Annotated in this window: 15 protein-coding genes; 9 read left to right on the top strand and 6 right to left on the bottom strand. The window is 56.6% G+C overall.

The window, feature by feature from the left end:
• The first annotated feature begins 149 nt into the window (after positions 1-149).
• The 3 genes from surE (at position 150) to B0E33_RS26875 (ending at position 3,279) form a co-directional block, all read left to right on the top strand.
• On the top strand, positions 150-908 hold the full coding sequence (surE, locus tag B0E33_RS26885; RefSeq protein WP_022998718.1) for a 5'/3'-nucleotidase SurE: 759 nt from the start codon (positions 150-152) through the stop codon (positions 906-908).
• A 20-nt stretch (positions 909-928) separates the two neighbouring features.
• Positions 929-1,621 (top strand): protein-L-isoaspartate(D-aspartate) O-methyltransferase, encoded by a 693-nt coding sequence (locus B0E33_RS26880; RefSeq protein WP_228148039.1) that lies wholly within the window; start codon positions 929-931, stop codon positions 1,619-1,621.
• Between the two features lie 674 nt (positions 1,622-2,295).
• Positions 2,296-3,279, top strand: a complete 984-nt coding sequence (locus B0E33_RS26875; RefSeq protein WP_208997720.1) for a peptidoglycan DD-metalloendopeptidase family protein — start codon at positions 2,296-2,298, stop codon at positions 3,277-3,279.
• 119 nt (positions 3,280-3,398) lie between these two features.
• Here B0E33_RS26875 and B0E33_RS26870 read toward each other — a convergent pair whose 3' ends face one another.
• Positions 3,399-4,271 (bottom strand): ATP-binding protein, encoded by an 873-nt coding sequence (locus tag B0E33_RS26870; protein ID WP_022998715.1) that lies wholly within the window; start codon positions 4,269-4,271, stop codon positions 3,399-3,401.
• A 243-nt stretch (positions 4,272-4,514) separates the two neighbouring features.
• Between B0E33_RS26870 and yajC the strand changes: the two genes are divergently transcribed.
• The 5 genes from yajC to B0E33_RS26845 all read left to right on the top strand — a co-directional run bounded on the left by yajC (position 4,515) and on the right by B0E33_RS26845 (position 8,764).
• Positions 4,515-4,850 carry a preprotein translocase subunit YajC gene (gene yajC / locus B0E33_RS26865; RefSeq protein WP_022998714.1) on the top strand — a complete coding sequence of 112 codons (336 nt, stop codon included), beginning with the start codon at positions 4,515-4,517 and terminating at the stop codon, positions 4,848-4,850.
• Between the two features lie 71 nt (positions 4,851-4,921).
• Positions 4,922-6,532 carry a protein translocase subunit SecD gene (gene secD, locus B0E33_RS31455; protein ID WP_077292903.1) on the top strand — a complete coding sequence of 537 codons (1,611 nt, stop codon included), beginning with the start codon at positions 4,922-4,924 and terminating at the stop codon, positions 6,530-6,532.
• Between the two features lie 16 nt (positions 6,533-6,548).
• Complete coding sequence (secF, locus tag B0E33_RS31450) at positions 6,549-7,499, top strand: protein translocase subunit SecF (RefSeq protein ID WP_077292902.1); 951 nt, start codon at positions 6,549-6,551, stop codon at positions 7,497-7,499.
• A gap of 10 nt (positions 7,500-7,509) precedes the next feature.
• Complete coding sequence (locus B0E33_RS26850) at positions 7,510-7,887, top strand: Mth938-like domain-containing protein (RefSeq protein WP_022998711.1); 378 nt, start codon at positions 7,510-7,512, stop codon at positions 7,885-7,887.
• Positions 7,888-7,912: 25 nt separating this feature from the next.
• The gene (locus tag B0E33_RS26845) at positions 7,913-8,764 is read left to right on the top strand and encodes a phytoene/squalene synthase family protein (RefSeq protein ID WP_077292900.1); all 852 of its coding nucleotides are present in this window, start codon (positions 7,913-7,915) and stop codon (positions 8,762-8,764) included.
• Between the two features lie 128 nt (positions 8,765-8,892).
• Here the strand turns inward: B0E33_RS26845 and trmFO are convergent, their stop codons facing one another.
• From trmFO to uvrA, 4 genes are all read right to left on the bottom strand, one after another.
• Positions 8,893-10,311: a methylenetetrahydrofolate--tRNA-(uracil(54)-C(5))-methyltransferase (FADH(2)-oxidizing) TrmFO gene (trmFO, locus tag B0E33_RS26840; protein ID WP_197923276.1), complete on the bottom strand. Its 1,419-nt coding sequence runs from the start codon at positions 10,309-10,311 to the stop codon at positions 8,893-8,895.
• 295 nt (positions 10,312-10,606) lie between these two features.
• Positions 10,607-10,756, bottom strand: a complete 150-nt coding sequence (locus B0E33_RS26835; protein ID WP_006933293.1) for a DUF1127 domain-containing protein — start codon at positions 10,754-10,756, stop codon at positions 10,607-10,609.
• 830 nt (positions 10,757-11,586) lie between these two features.
• Complete coding sequence (locus tag B0E33_RS26830; protein ID WP_006933294.1) at positions 11,587-11,736, bottom strand: DUF1127 domain-containing protein; 150 nt, start codon at positions 11,734-11,736, stop codon at positions 11,587-11,589.
• Positions 11,737-11,980: 244 nt separating this feature from the next.
• Positions 11,981-14,911, bottom strand: coding sequence for an excinuclease ABC subunit UvrA (gene uvrA / locus B0E33_RS26825; RefSeq protein WP_077292899.1), 2,931 nt, complete (start codon positions 14,909-14,911; stop codon positions 11,981-11,983).
• Positions 14,912-15,495: 584 nt separating this feature from the next.
• Here uvrA and B0E33_RS26820 point away from each other — a divergent pair.
• Positions 15,496-16,050: a single-stranded DNA-binding protein gene (locus B0E33_RS26820; protein ID WP_055654172.1), complete on the top strand. Its 555-nt coding sequence runs from the start codon at positions 15,496-15,498 to the stop codon at positions 16,048-16,050.
• 61 nt (positions 16,051-16,111) lie between these two features.
• Here B0E33_RS26820 and B0E33_RS26815 read toward each other — a convergent pair whose 3' ends face one another.
• Positions 16,112-16,588, bottom strand: a complete 477-nt coding sequence (locus tag B0E33_RS26815; protein WP_022998705.1) for a hypothetical protein — start codon at positions 16,586-16,588, stop codon at positions 16,112-16,114.
• Positions 16,589-16,922: the final 334 nt, after the last annotated feature.

The raw sequence follows: 16,922 nt of genomic DNA, 5'->3' as shown, positions 1-16,922 counted from the left end.
GATCGTGAGCGCTGGCGTTCAGTCGCAGCATACTGCCGGAATTTTGATTGCAATGGACGGCAACCGCGCAAGTTTGCCGTCCATCTTCATTTGGGGCTCTTCGGACCTGAAGTCAGAAGAGCTTGTGGGAAAACGGAGCAAAGATCGAGATGCGTATCCTCATCACCAATGACGACGGAATTCAGTCTCCCGGGCTGACGGTTCTGGAAAACATTGCCAGGACACTTTCCGATGATGTCTGGGTAATCGCTCCTGAAACCGACCAGAGTGGTGTTGCCCATTCCCTGACACTGAGCGACCCGCTGCGCCTTCGTAAGCTCGATGACCGGCACTACGCCTTGAAAGGGACACCAACCGATTGCGTGATCATGGGCGTGCGCAAGGTGCTTCCCGGTTTACCGGATCTAGTGCTGTCGGGAATTAACAGGGGCCAGAACCTCGCTGAAGACGTGACCTATTCCGGAACCGTTGCCGGGGCGATGGAAGGTGCCATCCTCGGGATCAGGTCGATCGCCGTTTCCCAGGCTTACAACTGGGATGTGCGTGCCGAGCCGGACTATTCGACCGCTGAAGCCCACGCACCAGCGCTCTTCCGCAGGCTGATCGATTTCGAACTTCCGCAATATACGTTGTTGAATGTCAACTTTCCGGCCTGTGACGCCAAGGACGTGAAGGGGATCAAGGTTACCGTACAGGGGCACCATGAACAAAGCGGACTGTCCATCGACGAGCGTTCGGACGGGCGTGGTTATCCCTATTACTGGCTGCGTTTTCAGGATCGCGGCAAATCCGTACTTGATAATTCCGATCTGCAGGCAATTGCGGATGGATATGTTTCCGTTTCGCCGCTACGCATAGATCTGACAGCCCACGACCTGGTGACACACTTGGCGGAGGCTTTGGGGTAAACCCTGAGGGGGAACGGTTCATGGCCGGTCAATTGCCCGGCAAGGAAAACAGGACGATGGCGTCCGCTTTGCCGGATGAAGCGGAAGCCCGCGCTGCATTGGTTCTGGCACTGCGACAGCGCGGTGTCGGGGCGAGGAACGTACTGGCTGCAATTGAACGCGTCCCCCGGCGCCTTTTCCTGTCCGCACGCCATCACAGTCTTGCCTATGAAGACGCAATGCTGCCGATCGAATGCGGGCAGATCGTTTCAGCACCTTCGATCGTTGCCTTCACGGTACAGGCGCTAGCAATCGACTCCAGTCACGTGGTTCTGGAGATAGGGACCGGTTCCGGCTATCAGGCAGCCGTTATGTCCCATCTGGCCGCCCAGGTGGAAACGCTCGACAGGTTCGCCACATTGACGGATCTGGCGACACGTCGTTTTGAGGCGCTCAAACTGACGAACGTGAAAGCCCGGCAGGCCGACGGTTTGAGCGAGTTTCGCCAGAAAGGCCCCTACGACAGGATTGTCGTCAACGCGGCAGTGGAAGAAGTGCCAGATCCTTGGCTGCAGCAGCTGAAACCGGGAGGTATCCTGATCGCGCCGGTCGGTCAGGCAAAAAAGGCCCAGCCGTTGATCAAGTTCCAGAAAACCGAGAGTGTTGTGACTGCGGAAACGCTGATGATGGTGCGGACGGTCATGTTGCAGCCGGGAATCGCCAAGAAGCTCTAGAACGGTGTTTCATTCCGATTCTTTGGCCCATGCATTCGTTGAGCTTACTCGACCACTTGCCTGTTCAAATTTACTATAATCGGCGCGATTGCTGGCTTTCTGGTTTGCTTCAATACTGAGAAATCGTTGTTTTTCAGCGAAAGCGTCAACCGTCTTTAGCCTTTATAAACCTTACTGCCGTCTACTCTTAACCATAACAGCCACAGTCAGCGGTTAGAGTTAAGGCGATGATGAAGCGGAAGCGTACCCTCCGCAGGGATCTGATGGGCAAGGTAGCGACAGTGTCGCTGGTTGCTGTTGCTCTCGCGGGATGTTCCAGCGCGGTCGAGCGATTTGGTGAACCACCCTATTATACGGGCAATACCCAGAATCAGCGGGATATTCTCAACGGCGGCCAGAAGCAGCCGACATACCAGGATATCGTGAATGGGCCTGGAGGGACCGCCGCAGGGCTTCCACAGAGTTCATCCCAGCCGGTGACGACGGGGTCCATCCCGAACAGAGCACCATCTGTCCAGTCTGCGCCGTTGCCGGCGCCGGTGACGACGGCTCAGCGTCCTGCACCTGTCCGCACAGCACCAGTTGCGACACAGCCCGCACCTGAAGCGGTGGCATCGGCCGGGAATGTGAGGAGTTGGAAAGGGTGGACATCTGCCGGCGGAACCCGGGTGCAAATGCGTCAGGGTGATTCCATCAATTCCATGGCACGCCGGTATGGTGTTCCGATCCAGGCTATTGTTGCTGTCAATGGCATCGACGACCCGGCAAAGGTACAGCCGGGCCAGAGCGTCATCATCCCGACTTACGTTTACGCTGAACGAAACGGTTCAACGAGCACGACTGAAGGCGAAAGCGGCAAGGTCAAACTGCCGACAGCTGGACGAAGCGATAATGTTGTCACTGGCTCCGTGCCGACGTCTGTCGGGACGATGCCGAGGCCTGATCAGAAGAACGGTCAGCAGCCGACATTTGCTGATATCAGCCAGGGCAAGGTCGACGTTGTCCGCGTCAGCACCTTGCCGAGGCGCAAGCCTGGTGGATCCGATCAAACTCTGACGACAGCTTCCATTTCGTCCGGATCGTCTTCCTCAAGCGTGCCAACACCGCGCCGTCAGCCAGAGACTTCATCCGCCGCTTCGCAACCCGTTGCTGCGGCACCGTCGGGAACGGTAGAGAAAACCAAGCTGCCACAGCCCGCTCTCACGCAGGAAGCCCGGCCCACAGAACCGATCAAGACGCCAACTGTCGTTGCCAAGGTTCAGGAAGACGACAGCGCGGATGCCAAGTTCCGGTGGCCTGTTCGTGGCCGTATCATCTCCGACTTCGGCGCAAAGCCGGGTGGTGGAAAGAACGAGGGTGTGAATCTTGCTGTTCCTGAAGGAACACCTGTTCATGCTGCTGACGACGGTTCCGTGATCTATTCAGGCAACGAACTGAAGGGCTACGGTAACCTGATCCTCGTTCGTCACAATGACGGCTGGGTCTCTGCCTATGCACACAACAGCGAGTTGAAGGTCAAGCGGGGCGATACGATCCGCCGCGGCGACGTGGTTGCGCTGGCGGGCGCGACTGGGTCAGTCAACCAGCCGCAGCTCCATTTCGAACTGCGCCAGGGCAACAAGCCCGTCGATCCGCTGAAATACCTGCCGCGACGCTGACGCTGACAATTCTCGTATCCGGTGGGACCTTGCGATCCGCCGGATGAGAAAAGGCAGTCCGTGGCCAAAAACCGTGAACCTTGTCAATCAGCCCGGCCCTTGCGCCGGGCTTTGTCATTTCAGGAAATCGTCTTGCCGAGCCTGCCGGCCAGATCCTGAATGAACTGAAAGGCGACACGGCCCGACCGGCTGCCGCGCGTCGTCGCCCATTCCAGCGCTTTTGCCCGCAATTCGTCGGCTTCGATCTTCAGGTCAAAGTGTGCGGCATACCCGCGCACCATATCCAGGTAGTCGTCCTGGCTGCACTTGTGAAACCCGAGCCAAAGCCCGAACCGGTCCGACAGCGAAACCTTTTCTTCAACGGCTTCTGCGGGGTTTATTGCTGTCGAGCGTTCGTTCTCGATCATGTCCCTTGGCAGAAGGTGACGGCGGTTCGAAGTGGCATAAAAAATGACGTTGTCAGGCCGACCCTCGATCCCGCCCTCAAGAACGGCTTTGAGCGACTTGTACGAGGTGTCGTCATTGTCGAAACTCAAGTCGTCGCAAAAGACGATGAACCTGCAGGAAACGTCCCGGATGAGGTTCATGAGTTTGGGCAGCGACTCGATGTCTTCTCGATGAATTTCAATGAGTTTCAAGCCGGCGGAAGCGTTTTCGACGGCGATCGCTGCATGGGCAGCCTTGACCAGTGAGGATTTGCCCATGCCTCTGGCGCCCCAGAGCAATGCGTTGTTTGCAGGTAATCCCTTCGCAAACCGGCGCGTATTGTCGAGAAGAAGATCACGCACATGGGAAACCGCACAAAGCAACGTGATATCGACGCGATTGACCTTTTGAACCGGTAGCAGTTCACCTGGATCAGGCGCCCAGACGAAAGCGTCAGCAACCGAAAAATCCGGGCGGCCGGGACGGGCTGGCACCGCACGTGCGATAAGGTCGATCAGGGAATCGAGTTTTGCATTTAATGCGGTGAGGTCGTTTTCAGCGTTCATTCTTCTTGCAAGCCCTGTCAAAAAGGCCCATGTCAGGCCCTGAATTAAGTGATGGCAGGATTAACACGGTGCGGGAAACACGAAAACGTCAGTTATTCCCATACCGGTACGCTGGAAACTGCTTGCAAAGCTTGAAATGAGGCGCGCCGCAGTTATAGTCCGCGCCACCAGAATGAGAGCGTTTTTGCCGAAGACCCGACAGAGGGGTCGGTGGTCACCAAAAACGCCACTTAGGAGAAGTGAATGTTTATCACACCAGCCTACGCGCAGGCAGCCGGTCCGGCAGGCGCTTCCGGTTTCTTGATCCAGATCCTGCCTTTCGTGGCGATCTTCGCAATCATGTATTTCCTGATCATCCGCCCGCAGCGTCAGCGCATGAAGAAGCATCAGGACATGGTTGCCAACCTTCGCCGTGGTGACACCATCGTGACCACCGGTGGCCTGATCGGCAAGGTTTCCAAAGTCGTAGACGACGGTGAAGTGCAGGTCGAACTTTCCGAGGGCGTCAAGGTTCGTCTCGTACGTTCCATGGTGCAGGAAGTGCGCTCCAAAACCGAACCGGCCAAGGAAAACGCGTAACGCGATCCGCGCCGCTTCGATGATACCGCCGGGCCGGTTCAGATCGGCCTGGCTGCATTTAAGGCTTGACCATGCTCTATTTCGCACGCTGGAAAATCGCGCTGATCGTGCTTGTGGTTGCCGCTGGCATCCTGACCACGCTGCCGAATTTCTTCTCCCAAAAACAACTTGAAAGCTGGCCGGACTTCCTGCCGAAGAACCAGATGGTTCTCGGTCTCGACCTTCAGGGCGGTGCTTATCTGCTTTATGAAATCGACAAGCAGGATTACGTCCAGAAGCGCATGAAGGCGCTGGTCGGCGATATCCGGTCAACCCTGCGCGAAGATCCGCGCATCGGGTATACGGGGCTCGGAGTTCAGGGAGACGCCGCTCAGGTTCGTATTCGCGATCTGTCGCGGCTGGCCGATGCGGAAGAGCGTCTGCAACCACTCGTCAACCCGCTGGCCTCCAGTGTTTTTGGCGGTCAGGCGGTCAATGAGTTTGACATGACCGTGACGGAAGACGGTCTGGTTCGATTTTCCTATTCCGAGCGTGGCCTTGAGGATCGCATGACGAATATCGTCCAGCAATCCATCGAGGTCATCCGGCGTCGTGTCGATGAACTGGGGACTACGGAACCCAGCATCCAGCGCCAGGGCGCCGACCGGATTCTGGTCGAAGCGCCGGGTGAAGATGATCCGGAACGCTTGAAAGATCTCGTCGGCCAGACGGCGCAGCTCACTTTCCACATGGTCGATACGTCCATGTCCGGCGAACAGGCGCTTCAGAACCGTCCGCCTGCAGGCACTGTCATCATGACTTCGGTTGATGATCCGCCCATTCCTTATCTTCTCGAGGAAGCGCCGCTCCTGTCGGGCGAAGACCTTGTCGATGCTCAGGTCAGCTTCGACCAGCGCAACAACGAACCGGTTGTGAACTTCCGCTTCAATCAGTCCGGCGCGCGCAAGTTCGCCCAGATCACGCAGCAGAATGTCAACCGTCCGTTCGCAATCGTGCTCGACAATGAAGTCATTTCCGCGCCGGTTATCCGTGAGCCGATCACCGGTGGTTCAGGTCAGATTTCCGGCAGCTTCACGCTGGAGGGCGCCAACGACCTTGCCGTGCTGTTGCGCGCCGGTGCGTTGCCGGCCAAGCTGACCGTCATCGAGGAACGCTCTATCGGTCCGGGCCTCGGCGCTGACTCCATTGAAGCAGGCAAGTTGGCGTCTATCATCGGCGGCGGTCTGGTGATCGTCTTCATGATCCTGGCCTATGGCCGCTTCGGCATCATTGCAGACCTTGCTCTGATGGTGAACATCTTCCTGATCTTTGGTGCGCTGACAATGCTGCAGGCAACACTGACCTTGCCCGGCATTGCAGGTATCGTTTTGACGATCGGTATGGCGGTGGATGCGAACGTGCTGATTTTCGAGCGTATTCGCGAAGAAGCAAGGGCAGGGAGATCTGTCATTTCTGCGGTGGATGCTGGCTTCAGCCGTGCCCTCGGTACGATCCTGGATGCCAACATCACGACTCTGATCGCCGCCGTGATCCTGTTCCAGCTCGGCTCGGGTCCGGTCAAGGGCTTCGCCGTGACATTGGCCATCGGTATCTTCACCACAGTGTTCTCGGCATTCACGTTCAGCCGGTTGCTGGTAGCCCTTTGGCTCCGCCACCGCCGTCCGTCGAAATTGCCGATTTGATCCGGGAGACTTTCAAATGTTGCTGAGAATTGTTCCGGACAACACCAAAATCAAATTCATGTGGCTGCGGAAAGTCAGTTTTCCGCTGTCCATCGTACTGGTGATCGCATCAATCGCCGCCTTCTTCACCGTTGGGCTAAACTACGGCATCGACTTCAAGGGCGGTACCATCATCGAAATCAAGACCGATGGTCCGGCCGATGTTGCCTCGATCCGTTCCGATCTGTCTTCCCTGAACCTTGGGGATGTCCAGGTGCAGGAATTCGGCGGGTCGGACGACATTTTGATCCGTGTTGAAGAACAGCCGGGTGGCGAGCTTGCTCAGCAGGCCGTTATCGGCAAGGTGCGAACCATTTTCGAAGGTCAGGAAGTGGATTTCCGCCGCGTCGAAGTTGTGGGCCCGCGTGTTTCGGGTGAGCTTGCTCAGGCAGGGGCAATCGCGGTTGCCGCCTCGTTGCTGGCGATCCTGTTCTACATCTGGTTCCGCTTCGAGTGGCAGTTTGCAGTTGGGGCCATTCTGACAACGGCCAACGACGTGGTCATAACCATTGGCCTGTTCGTCCTGCTGCAGCTTGATTTCTCGTTGTCCAGTATCGCGGCCGTTCTGACCATCATCGGTTACTCACTCAACGATACCGTGGTCGTTTATGACCGTATTCGCGAGAACCTGCGCAAATACAAGAAGCGGCCATTGACGGAAGTGCTCGACATGTCGATCAACGAGACGCTGTCTCGTACGACCATGACGTCTCTCACGACGCTGCTGGCGCTTTTCGCGCTTTACATCTTCGGCGGTGAGGTCATCCAGTCGTTCACCCTGGCAATGATCTTCGGTATCGTGATCGGCACCTATTCGTCGATCTTCCTGGCGGCTCCTTTCCTGATCCTGTTCAATCTTCGTGCGGAGGCCATGTCTCCGAAGGACGACGATGGCGAAAAGGCTCCAAAGGCGAAAGCGTCGGCTTAGGGACGGTACGATGGAAATCCGCGATGCGCATTTTCCCGGTCGGGCGCCGCTCGAAGCTTATGGCAACGGCGGCTTCCGGTTTGCCGGGATGTCTCATCGCGGATCCTTGTTATGCGTTCCGAGCGGAATCTACGGCTGGGACGTTAGCGATGCGTCCGCCTTTACTCCTGAAGCCTTTCAGAAGGTTCTGGAGGAACAGGCGGACATTGAAGTGCTTCTGGTCGGAACCGGCAAGGAACTTCGACCTTTGCCGGCAGAGCTGAAAACGCTGTTTCGGGAGGCGGGCATATTGTCCGACCCGATGTCGACAGGCGCCGCGCTTCGGACCTTCAATGTGCTTTTGTCGGAAGACCGGGCTGTAGCTGCTGCACTGATCGCTGTCGACTGAAGCACCTCAAAGGCTATCGGGCTTTATGACGACCGATTTTGAACATGCTGCCGATGTGGTTCGTCAATTTGACAAGGACCGCTATCTCAGTGCGTTGCTGGCACCAGAAGCCCATCGCAATGGACTGATGGCGCTCTATGCCTACAGCGCCGAGATTTCCCGTATTCGAGAACTGGTGTCGGAACCGCTTCCGGGTGAAGTTCGGCTACAATGGTGGCGAGACCTGCTCGAAGGCACGGAACATGGAGCTGTTGCGTCCAATCCAGTTGCCAATGCCTTGTTGCAGACGATCGACCGATACGAATTGCCGAAAGAAAGCCTTGTGGCGATGGCGGAGGCAAGGGTTTACGATCTCTACAACGACCAGATGCCAAGTCTCAACGATCTGGAAGGTTACGCTGGTGAAACCGTTTCTGGGGTGATCCAGCTGGCTTGCCTTGTCTTGAATGATGGCAAGGAAGCCGGCACGGCAACGGCCGCAGGGCACGCGGGCGTGGCGTATGCGCTGACCGGTTTGATGCGCGCACTTCCTTGGCATGCGTCGCGGCAGCAGATGTATTTGCCGAAGGACGTCTGTGACCGGCACAATCTTGACGTCCAGTCAGTGTTTCGAGGAGAAACGACGGCTGAACTTCGGGCTGTGCTTGCTGAAATGCGTGGCCATGTCCGCCACCACATCGGCCGTGTGCGTCAGGCGTCGAAGGAAGTACCAACTGCCTGTCAGGCAGCCTACCTGCCATTGGTTCTTGTGGAGCCATTCCTGAAAAAACTGGAACGGGAAGACCTGGATCCGTTGAAGCAGGTCGCGGAGATGTCTCAACTCAGGCGGCAATGGATGCTCTGGCGAGCGTCCGGGAACGTACTGAAGGCCATCTGATCCCGTATGGGCTGATTTCCAGACACGCAAACAGGCGCTTTCCCGCGAGAAAAAGCGCCTGTTTGAAAATCATGAAAATGCATTCGATCCGGCCGCACATGCCTGAACATGGGGCCAATCGGCACCGACTATTCGGCGGCCTGTTTCACAAGGCCCAACTTGGCCTGCCAGCCCGTGAAGTCCGTTTTCGCCCGATTGGTCATCGCAAGCTTCTTTGCACGGGTCTTGTCCTTGCCTTTCAGTCGCTTGCCGTTTTCATCCTTGTTTGGTGCGTCCACTTCGGGGAAGAGGCCGAAATTGACATTCATCGGCTGGAAAGAGCCCGGTTTGCCGGCACCTTCGTCCCGTGTGATATGTCCGCCGGTAATATGACCGAGCAGCGCACCCATGGCAGTCGTTGCGGGTGGCGGGACGATCTCCTGACCGCGGGCTTCAAAGACTGCAAACAGTCCGGCGAGGCAGCCGACGCTCGCCGATTCCACATAGCCCTCACAGCCGGTGATCTGACCGGCAAACCGCAGCCGAGGATCGGCTTTGAGCCGTAAGGTTCCATCGAGAACCTTCGGCGAGTTCAGGAAGGTGTTGCGGTGAAGGCCGCCAAGGCGAGCAAATTGTGCGTTTTCAAGGCCTGGAATCATCCTGAAAATGTCGGCCTGGGCACCGTATTTCAGCTTTGTCTGGAAACCGACCATGTTGTAGAGCGTGCCGAGTGCATTGTCCTGACGCAATTGCACAACCGCGTAGGCCTTCACCTCCGGATTATGCGCGTTGGTCAGTCCCATGGGCTTCATCGGGCCATGCCGAAGTGTTTCGCGGCCGCGGGCAGCCATGACTTCAATTGGTAGGCAGCCATCAAAGTAGGGCGTGTTTTCTTCCCATTCCTTGAAGTCCGCTGTTTCACCTTCAAGAAGCGCATCGATAAATGCTTCGTATTGCACCTTGTCCAGCGGGCAGTTGAGATAGTCCTTGCCAGTGCCGCCAGGCCCCACCTTGTCATAGCGGGACTGGAACCAGGCCTTGGAAAGATCAACACTTTCGAAGTGGACGATCGGTGCAATAGCGTCGAAGAATGCAAGAGCATCTTCCCCGCTTTTTTCCAGGATTGCCGCCGAGAGAGCCGGTGACGTCAGCGGTCCCGTTGCAATGATGACCTTTTCCCAGTCAGAGGGGGGCAGACCTGCGACTTCCTCACGCGAGATCGTCACATTTGGATGATTTTGAAGTGCGGTCGTTACAGCGTTGGAGAATCCGTCCCGATCCACGGCAAGTGCACTGCCGGCAGGTACCTGATGCGCGTCAGCGCAAGACATGATGAGAGAACCGAGCTGACGCAGTTCATGATGTATCAGGCCAACGGCGTTTTGCTCGGAATCGTCAGAACGAAAAGAATTCGAGCAGACAAGTTCGGCAAGACCTTCGGTCTGATGAGCATCCGTTTTGCGGACAGGGCGCATTTCGTGGAGGACGACGGGCAGTCCGGCTTGTGCGATCTGCCAGGCAGCCTCTGAACCGGCAAGGCCGCCGCCGATGATATGGATGGGGGTCATTTTGTGTCCCTGGGACTTGTTCCGGCCGCCTTTCGTCACCGACTTGCGGCAAGGTGGATCCGGACAATTGCTTTGCCGCCCTGATTACAGGCAAAGTCGGGCAACCGCAATGTGCGCCATATCGATGTGACGGAATGGTCTGATGTCGGGCACCGATATGATTGCCGACAAAACAAAAAAAACGCCCGCCGGTGGGAGGAAGGTACCGGCAGGCGCTTTTGGAGTTCCACGCATGGAGCGCGGAAGATGCGGTCATCAGGTTGGGAGGAGGATACCTTCTGACCGCGAAGCTTTGTTATTTCGCAGACATGCGCGCGTAGCGAGCGATGTCGGAGCGGGCAATGCCCAGGTCGTCCAGTTCGCGGTTGGACAGGTTGGACAGCTCGTCATAGGTCTGACGGAAGCGTTTCCAGTTATTGAATTTGCGAACAACAGTATCGATCATGGTTTAGGCCTTTCGCTATCTCATGGCCATGGCACCGCGGATCGGCGTCTGGCCCGTTCATCTCTTACAGGCTGGAAGATAGGTGTTTTGTGCAGTGCGAGGTAGAGGGGAAATTGCGAAGCTGATATGCAAAAAATGCAGATTAAAAAAGCCTTAATGGGGTTGAAATGGCAAAACGACCCGCATGCTTCGCATAGCTGTCATGATTTGAGTGTTCGCAGGTGCGAAATGGAAATGGAGTCGGGAGGGTTCCTTTCTACGGATCAGTCCGTCATTTGGTCTCGCCTGAAAACTCTAGACTGACCTAGTACGCACAAGTGATCTGCGCTGACGGAAGGCAGGCGGCGATAGCGGAGAAGACGGTTGAGTTCACAAGACAGGTTGTCGATCTACCAGCCCAATCGAAAACATGGCATCGCAACAAGCGAAGACATAAAATTATCCGAATGCGCCCCCGGCCCGGGTAACGACCCAGCTTGTGAATACCTATTTTGTGCTGACTTGCATCGTTTGGGCTTTCTCACAGGGAATGCTTCGCTTGGAGGAATGAGCGAGCTGTCGCCGCAAGAGCAGAGACATCGACCTGGAGACAGTTGAGCACATCCAGATATCGCACTTGGCGTTGGAGTGTCAGAATTTTGAGGAATCTCTTGCCTGACCAGACAGGGATGGGAGGAAATCAGGACGCCAGAAAAACGAACGCCCGCCAGCGGGAGGAGGTGCTGGCGGGTGACGTTTCGACGTGACAGGGCTGGGAGGAGGATGCCCTGCGTGTCACACGCCCGTCGGCTGGGAGGAGGATGCCTAGGGACGCGATCTCTTTATTTCATTCAGCCAATCTGACGACGCGCGACAAATTTGATGTCGCTGCGGCAGATGCCGAGGTCGGCAAGCTCACGGGCCGAAAGGCGGGACAATTCGTCAACCGCACGGCGGTAGCTTACCCAGTTGCTGTACTTTTGGCGCACGGTGTCAAACATCTTCTTATTCCTTAATTATCGAAACGCGTGTGCGTTCCGCGCCGTTGTTGTCAAATGATATATTTCACCACTCGAAATAAAAGAAGTGCCATCTCTGCATGCCTGACATGCGTTTGATGCAATGCAGCAAAGCTTGCGCAGCCAGAATCGGGATGATTCGTGGAACGTGCGGAAATACAAATGAAAAAGACATGTGTGCGGTGCACACATGTCTGTCGTCGCGTAACTGGAGACTGGTTAAGACTTATTCCGCAGCGTCGTGTGCCCGTTGCGGACGTCGCTGCAGCAGTTCCTGCAGGAATTGACCCGTGTAGCTTTCCGAAACCTCGGCAACGTCTTCAGGCCGTCCGGTTGCAACCACCGTGCCGCCACCGTCGCCTCCTTCCGGTCCCAGATCGATAATCCAGTCTGCCGTCTTGATGACTTCAAGATTGTGCTCGATCACCAGAACCGTGTTGCCCTGGTCAACCAGTTCGTGAAGCACTTCCAGCAGCTTTGCGACATCGTGAAAATGCAGACCTGTCGTGGGTTCGTCCAGAATGTAAAGCGTGCGGCCCGTCGAGCGCTTGGAGAGTTCCTTCGCAAGCTTTACGCGCTGCGCTTCACCACCTGAGAGCGTGGTCGCCTGTTGGCCGACCTTGATGTAGCCGAGACCTACACGCGCCAGAGTCTCCATCTTGTCGCGCACGGCGGGAACTGCGGAGAAGAACACGGCGGCTTCATCCACGGTCATATCGAGCACGTCGGCAATCGACTTGCCCTTGAACTCGACCTCGAGCGTTTCCCGATTGTACCGTTTGCCTTTGCATACGTCGCAAGTGACGTACACATCCGGCAGGAAGTGCATTTCGATCTTTATGACGCCGTCGCCCTGACAGGCTTCGCAGCGGCCTCCCTTGACGTTGAAGGAGAACCGGCCGGGCTGATAGCCTCTGGCCTTGGCTTCAGGCATTCCTGCGAACCATTCACGGATCGGGGTAAAGGCACCGGTGTAGGTCGCAGGGTTGGATCTGGGGGTCCGGCCAATCGGTGACTGATCTATGTCGATGACCTTGTCGAGCACTTCCAGGCCTTCGATGCGATCGTGCGGGGCAGGGTTGTCCCGCGCGCCATTGAGACGACGAGCCGCGGCCTTGTAGAGCGTATCGATCAGGAACGTGGACTTGCCGCCCCCCGACACACCGGTGACACAGGTAAACGTGCTGAGCGGCACGTCGACGTCAATGTCCTTGAGATTGTTGCCGCGGGCGCCGCGAACGGAGATCTTCCGCTTCTTGTTGATTTTTCTGCGCTCGTCGTTGCGCGAAACCATCATGGATCCAGACAGGTACTGCCCCGTCAACGAATTGGGATTGGCCATGATTTCGGAGGGAGTGCCCTTGGCGACGATCTGCCCACCATGGACACCCGCTCCTGGTCCGACGTCGACAACGTAATCGGCAGTCAGCACCGCGTCTTCATCATGCTCGACCACAATCACCGTATTGCCGAGATCGCGCAGGTGTTTCAGCGTTTCCAGAAGACGGGCGTTGTCGCGCTGATGAAGGCCGATGGACGGCTCATCCAGTACATAGAGAACTCCTGTCAGCCCCGAGCCGATCTGCGAGGCGAGGCGGATACGCTGGCTTTCGCCACCTGACAGTGTTCCGGAAGAGCGGGACAAGGTGAGATATTCAAGGCCAACGTCATTCAGGAACTTCAGCCGCTCGCGAATTTCCTTCAGGATGCGGCCTGCGATTTCGCTCTGTTTGTCGTTCAGTTGCTCCGGCAGGGCTTCAAACCAGAGGCTTGCATCGCGAATGGAATGTTCGGTGATCTGACCGATATGCCTGCCGGCGATCTTGACGGCAAGCGCTTCCGGCTTCAGACGGAACCCGCTGCAAGCCGGGCAGGCATGATCGGATTGAAACCTTGCCAGTTCCTCGCGAACCCAGGTGGATTCTGTCTCGCGCCAGCGCCGCTCGATATTGCCGATTACACCTTCAAAGGTCTTTTCTGTCCGGTAGCTGCGGACGCCGTCATCATAGACGAATTCAATCTTCGCATTGCCGGTTCCATGAAGGATTGCCTCGCGCACTTCCGAAGGAAGATCCTTCCAGGGCGTTGCCATGGACACCTTGAAATGACTGCAGAGTGCTTCCAGCGTCTGGGCATAATAAGGTGATGTCGACCCTGTCTTCGCCCACGGCAGGACAGCTCCTTCGCGCAGGGAAAGCGAGTGGTCAGGAACAACCAGGTCTTCTTCAAAGGCGAGTGTCGTTCCAAGGCCATCACAAGTGGGGCAGGCACCGAAGGGATTGTTGAACGAGAACAAACGCGGCTCGATCTCCGGAATGGTGAAGCCGGATACCGGGCAGGCAAATTTTTCGGAAAAGATCATCCGTTCCGGGTTGCCGTTCTCGTCGGTCTTGTCGGCAAATTCGGCAATTGCAATGCCATCGGCAAGTTTCAGCGCCGTTTCCAGTGAATCGGCAAGCCGACCGGAGATATCGTCACGCACGACGATACGGTCCACGACGACGTCGATATCGTGCTTGAATTTCTTGTCGAGGGCAGGGGCCTCGGAAATCTCATGGAAGGTTCCGTCGATCTTGACGCGCTGGAAACCCTTCTTCATCAGCTCGGCAAGTTCCTTGCGATACTCGCCCTTGCGGCCGCGAACCATCGGCGCAAGCAGGTAGAGGCGGGCACCTTCTTCCAGCTCCAGAATGCGATCGACCATCTGGCTGACGGTCTGGCTTTCGATCGGCAGACCGGTGGCGGGGGAATAGGGAACGCCGACACGCGCAAACAAAAGGCGCATGTAATCGTAGATTTCCGTAACCGTTCCGACCGTGGAGCGCGGATTGCGGGACGTGGTCTTCTGTTCGATGGAGATTGCCGGCGACAGTCCGTCGATCTGGTCGACGTCCGGTTTCTGCATCATTTCCAGGAACTGACGCGCGTAGGCGGACAGGCTTTCCACGTACCGCCGCTGACCTTCTGCATATATGGTGTCGAAGGCGAGGGACGACTTGCCTGAGCCGGACAGGCCGGTCATGACAATCAACTTGTCGCGGGGCAGGTCCAGGTCGACGCCCTTGAGGTTATGCTCCCGTGCGCCACGGATGCTGATGACCCGTGTTGGGTCCGCCTTCCAGGCTTCTTCCGACTGCGATCCCTTGGCTGTCTTCATTGTCGTTCTTCCTGACCGCATGCGTCGCACAAAGCCGATTGTTGCTCGCGCATACGCTAAGATGGTCCATTGCCGATGATGTCTGTTTGCCCCGATATAGCAGTTTCGGGCGGAGCTTCCAGTGAGGCATTTTCAATATCGTGCCTGAGGCACTTGTCGATGCGATGCCTGATTGAATCGCTTTTACAGAAATGATAAGAACAAAACAAGTACATTGACGATTGCCGCGTCAGGAGCCGAGCAGAAATAGGTGACCGAAACCTCGCAGTTCATGAGATAATGTCCTGACAGAAAAATCGGGGCTTGATTGGAACAAAAGTGGAGCAAATTGTAACTTGGCGCAATCAAGGATTGTGTCTGTCGATTTTGCTCGAATTTTAGGCGGATGAACCAGGCGGCAGTTTGTGAGTTGCCTTGTGGAAAATGAGTGAAGCCTGGCGAAAATAGCGGCGAAGCTGTTGGCGTGCCGTTAGGGTTCTGGTTTCTAGCAGCAAAGCTTGCAACGTTGACCGTTTATCGACACGTGCCGGAGAAGCACACGAACATCGTCGGCGGGGTCAACGAAAAACAAACAGGAGTTCAGTATGGCGGGCAGCGTCAACAAAGTAATTTTGGTCGGCAATCTGGGAGCAGACCCGGAAATCCGCCGTACGCAGGATGGCCGCCCGATCGCCAATCTCCGGATTGCGACGTCGGAATCCTGGCGCGACCGCAACACCGGTGAGCGTCGTGAAAAGACGGAGTGGCACCGCGTCGTGATCTTCAACGACGGTCTTTGCAAAGTTGCGGAGCAATATCTGCGCAAGGGATCAAAGGTTTATCTCGAAGGCCAGCTTCAGACCCGCAAATGGCAGGATCAGTCCGGTCAGGACCGGTACTCCACCGAGATCGTGCTGCAGGGCTTCAACTCCAACCTGACCATGCTTGACGGTCGCGGCGAAGGTGGCGGTGCATCCGGCGGTCTTCCCGATTACGGCAATGACTCACAAGGCGGCGGCGGAGGTGGCTTCGGCGGCGGCGGTTCCGGTTCCGGCGGGAATTTTGGTGGTGGCTATGGCGGCGGTTCCAGCAGCGGTGGCGGTTACGGCGGTCCGTCCGGTGGCGGTGGCGGCCCCATGGACGACGAAATTCCGTTCTGACCTTTTACTGCCCTACCGGGTGCGGTCCCATGCTTTGGGGCCGCGCACCAGGGTATGTTGATCAACCGCCGACGTTTGGGTCGTAAGGCGTGTTCGGGTCATCAACGCCGTCGTAATATTCCTTCGCACTGCCGAGACCACAGTGATAGACGGCTTCTTCTGCGCGTGTGTCGCCACCCGTAATCGGGGCGCCGTTGTGATGCGCGAATTCATGAATGATGGTGGCCAGCACCATCCACCTGCCCATTTTAAAGGCCCGGTCACCAACCGCGATTTCCCCGGAAGGAACGTGGATTTCCCCATGTAGCGGTGAAATGGTCGGTCCGTAATTCACCCAAATCGAGCTGTCGTTGATCATGTCCGACAAGCTTCGCCCCTTGGGTAGCGTCCGGAAATAGGCATTACATCCCGGGTTGTTCTTGACCATTTTGAAAAGCTTGTTTCTGGCCCACTTCAGCTTTGAATACTGGGAAGAGTTGAAACTTGTGTATTTCCAGATCGGTGACGAATGGTCACCAACATTGAATTGAAACGGCATTTGGCTCTCCGGTAATGTCTCACGTACTCGTGAAGCCGTAGATACGCCTATGATGAAGAAGGTGGCGTGATGCCAATCACGCGAGGTTGTTTTTCCAAACAGCCGCAGTTCTGCCGTTTCTGGCACCGTGATGGTGGGCAGCTGTACTGTCAGCAACGAGGCAAAATCGTCACAGTCGGCTGATTTCAAACCTGTGTAGGACGGCGCCCCTTAACCATCTGATGAACCCTGTTATAGTATCAAACGGTTTACGGGCGCAGTTTCCGGGAATCGGGTCGCGGGGCCCGGTTGCACGGTAACTGCGTTGCCATATCACGCTCGGATGTAGAACATC

This window comes from Roseibium algicola, from assembly GCF_001999245.1.
Classification (GTDB): domain Bacteria; phylum Pseudomonadota; class Alphaproteobacteria; order Rhizobiales; family Stappiaceae; genus Roseibium; species Roseibium algicola.
The sequence above is the reverse complement of the archived record's forward strand: the minus strand, read 5'-3'. Positions and strand labels throughout refer to the sequence as shown.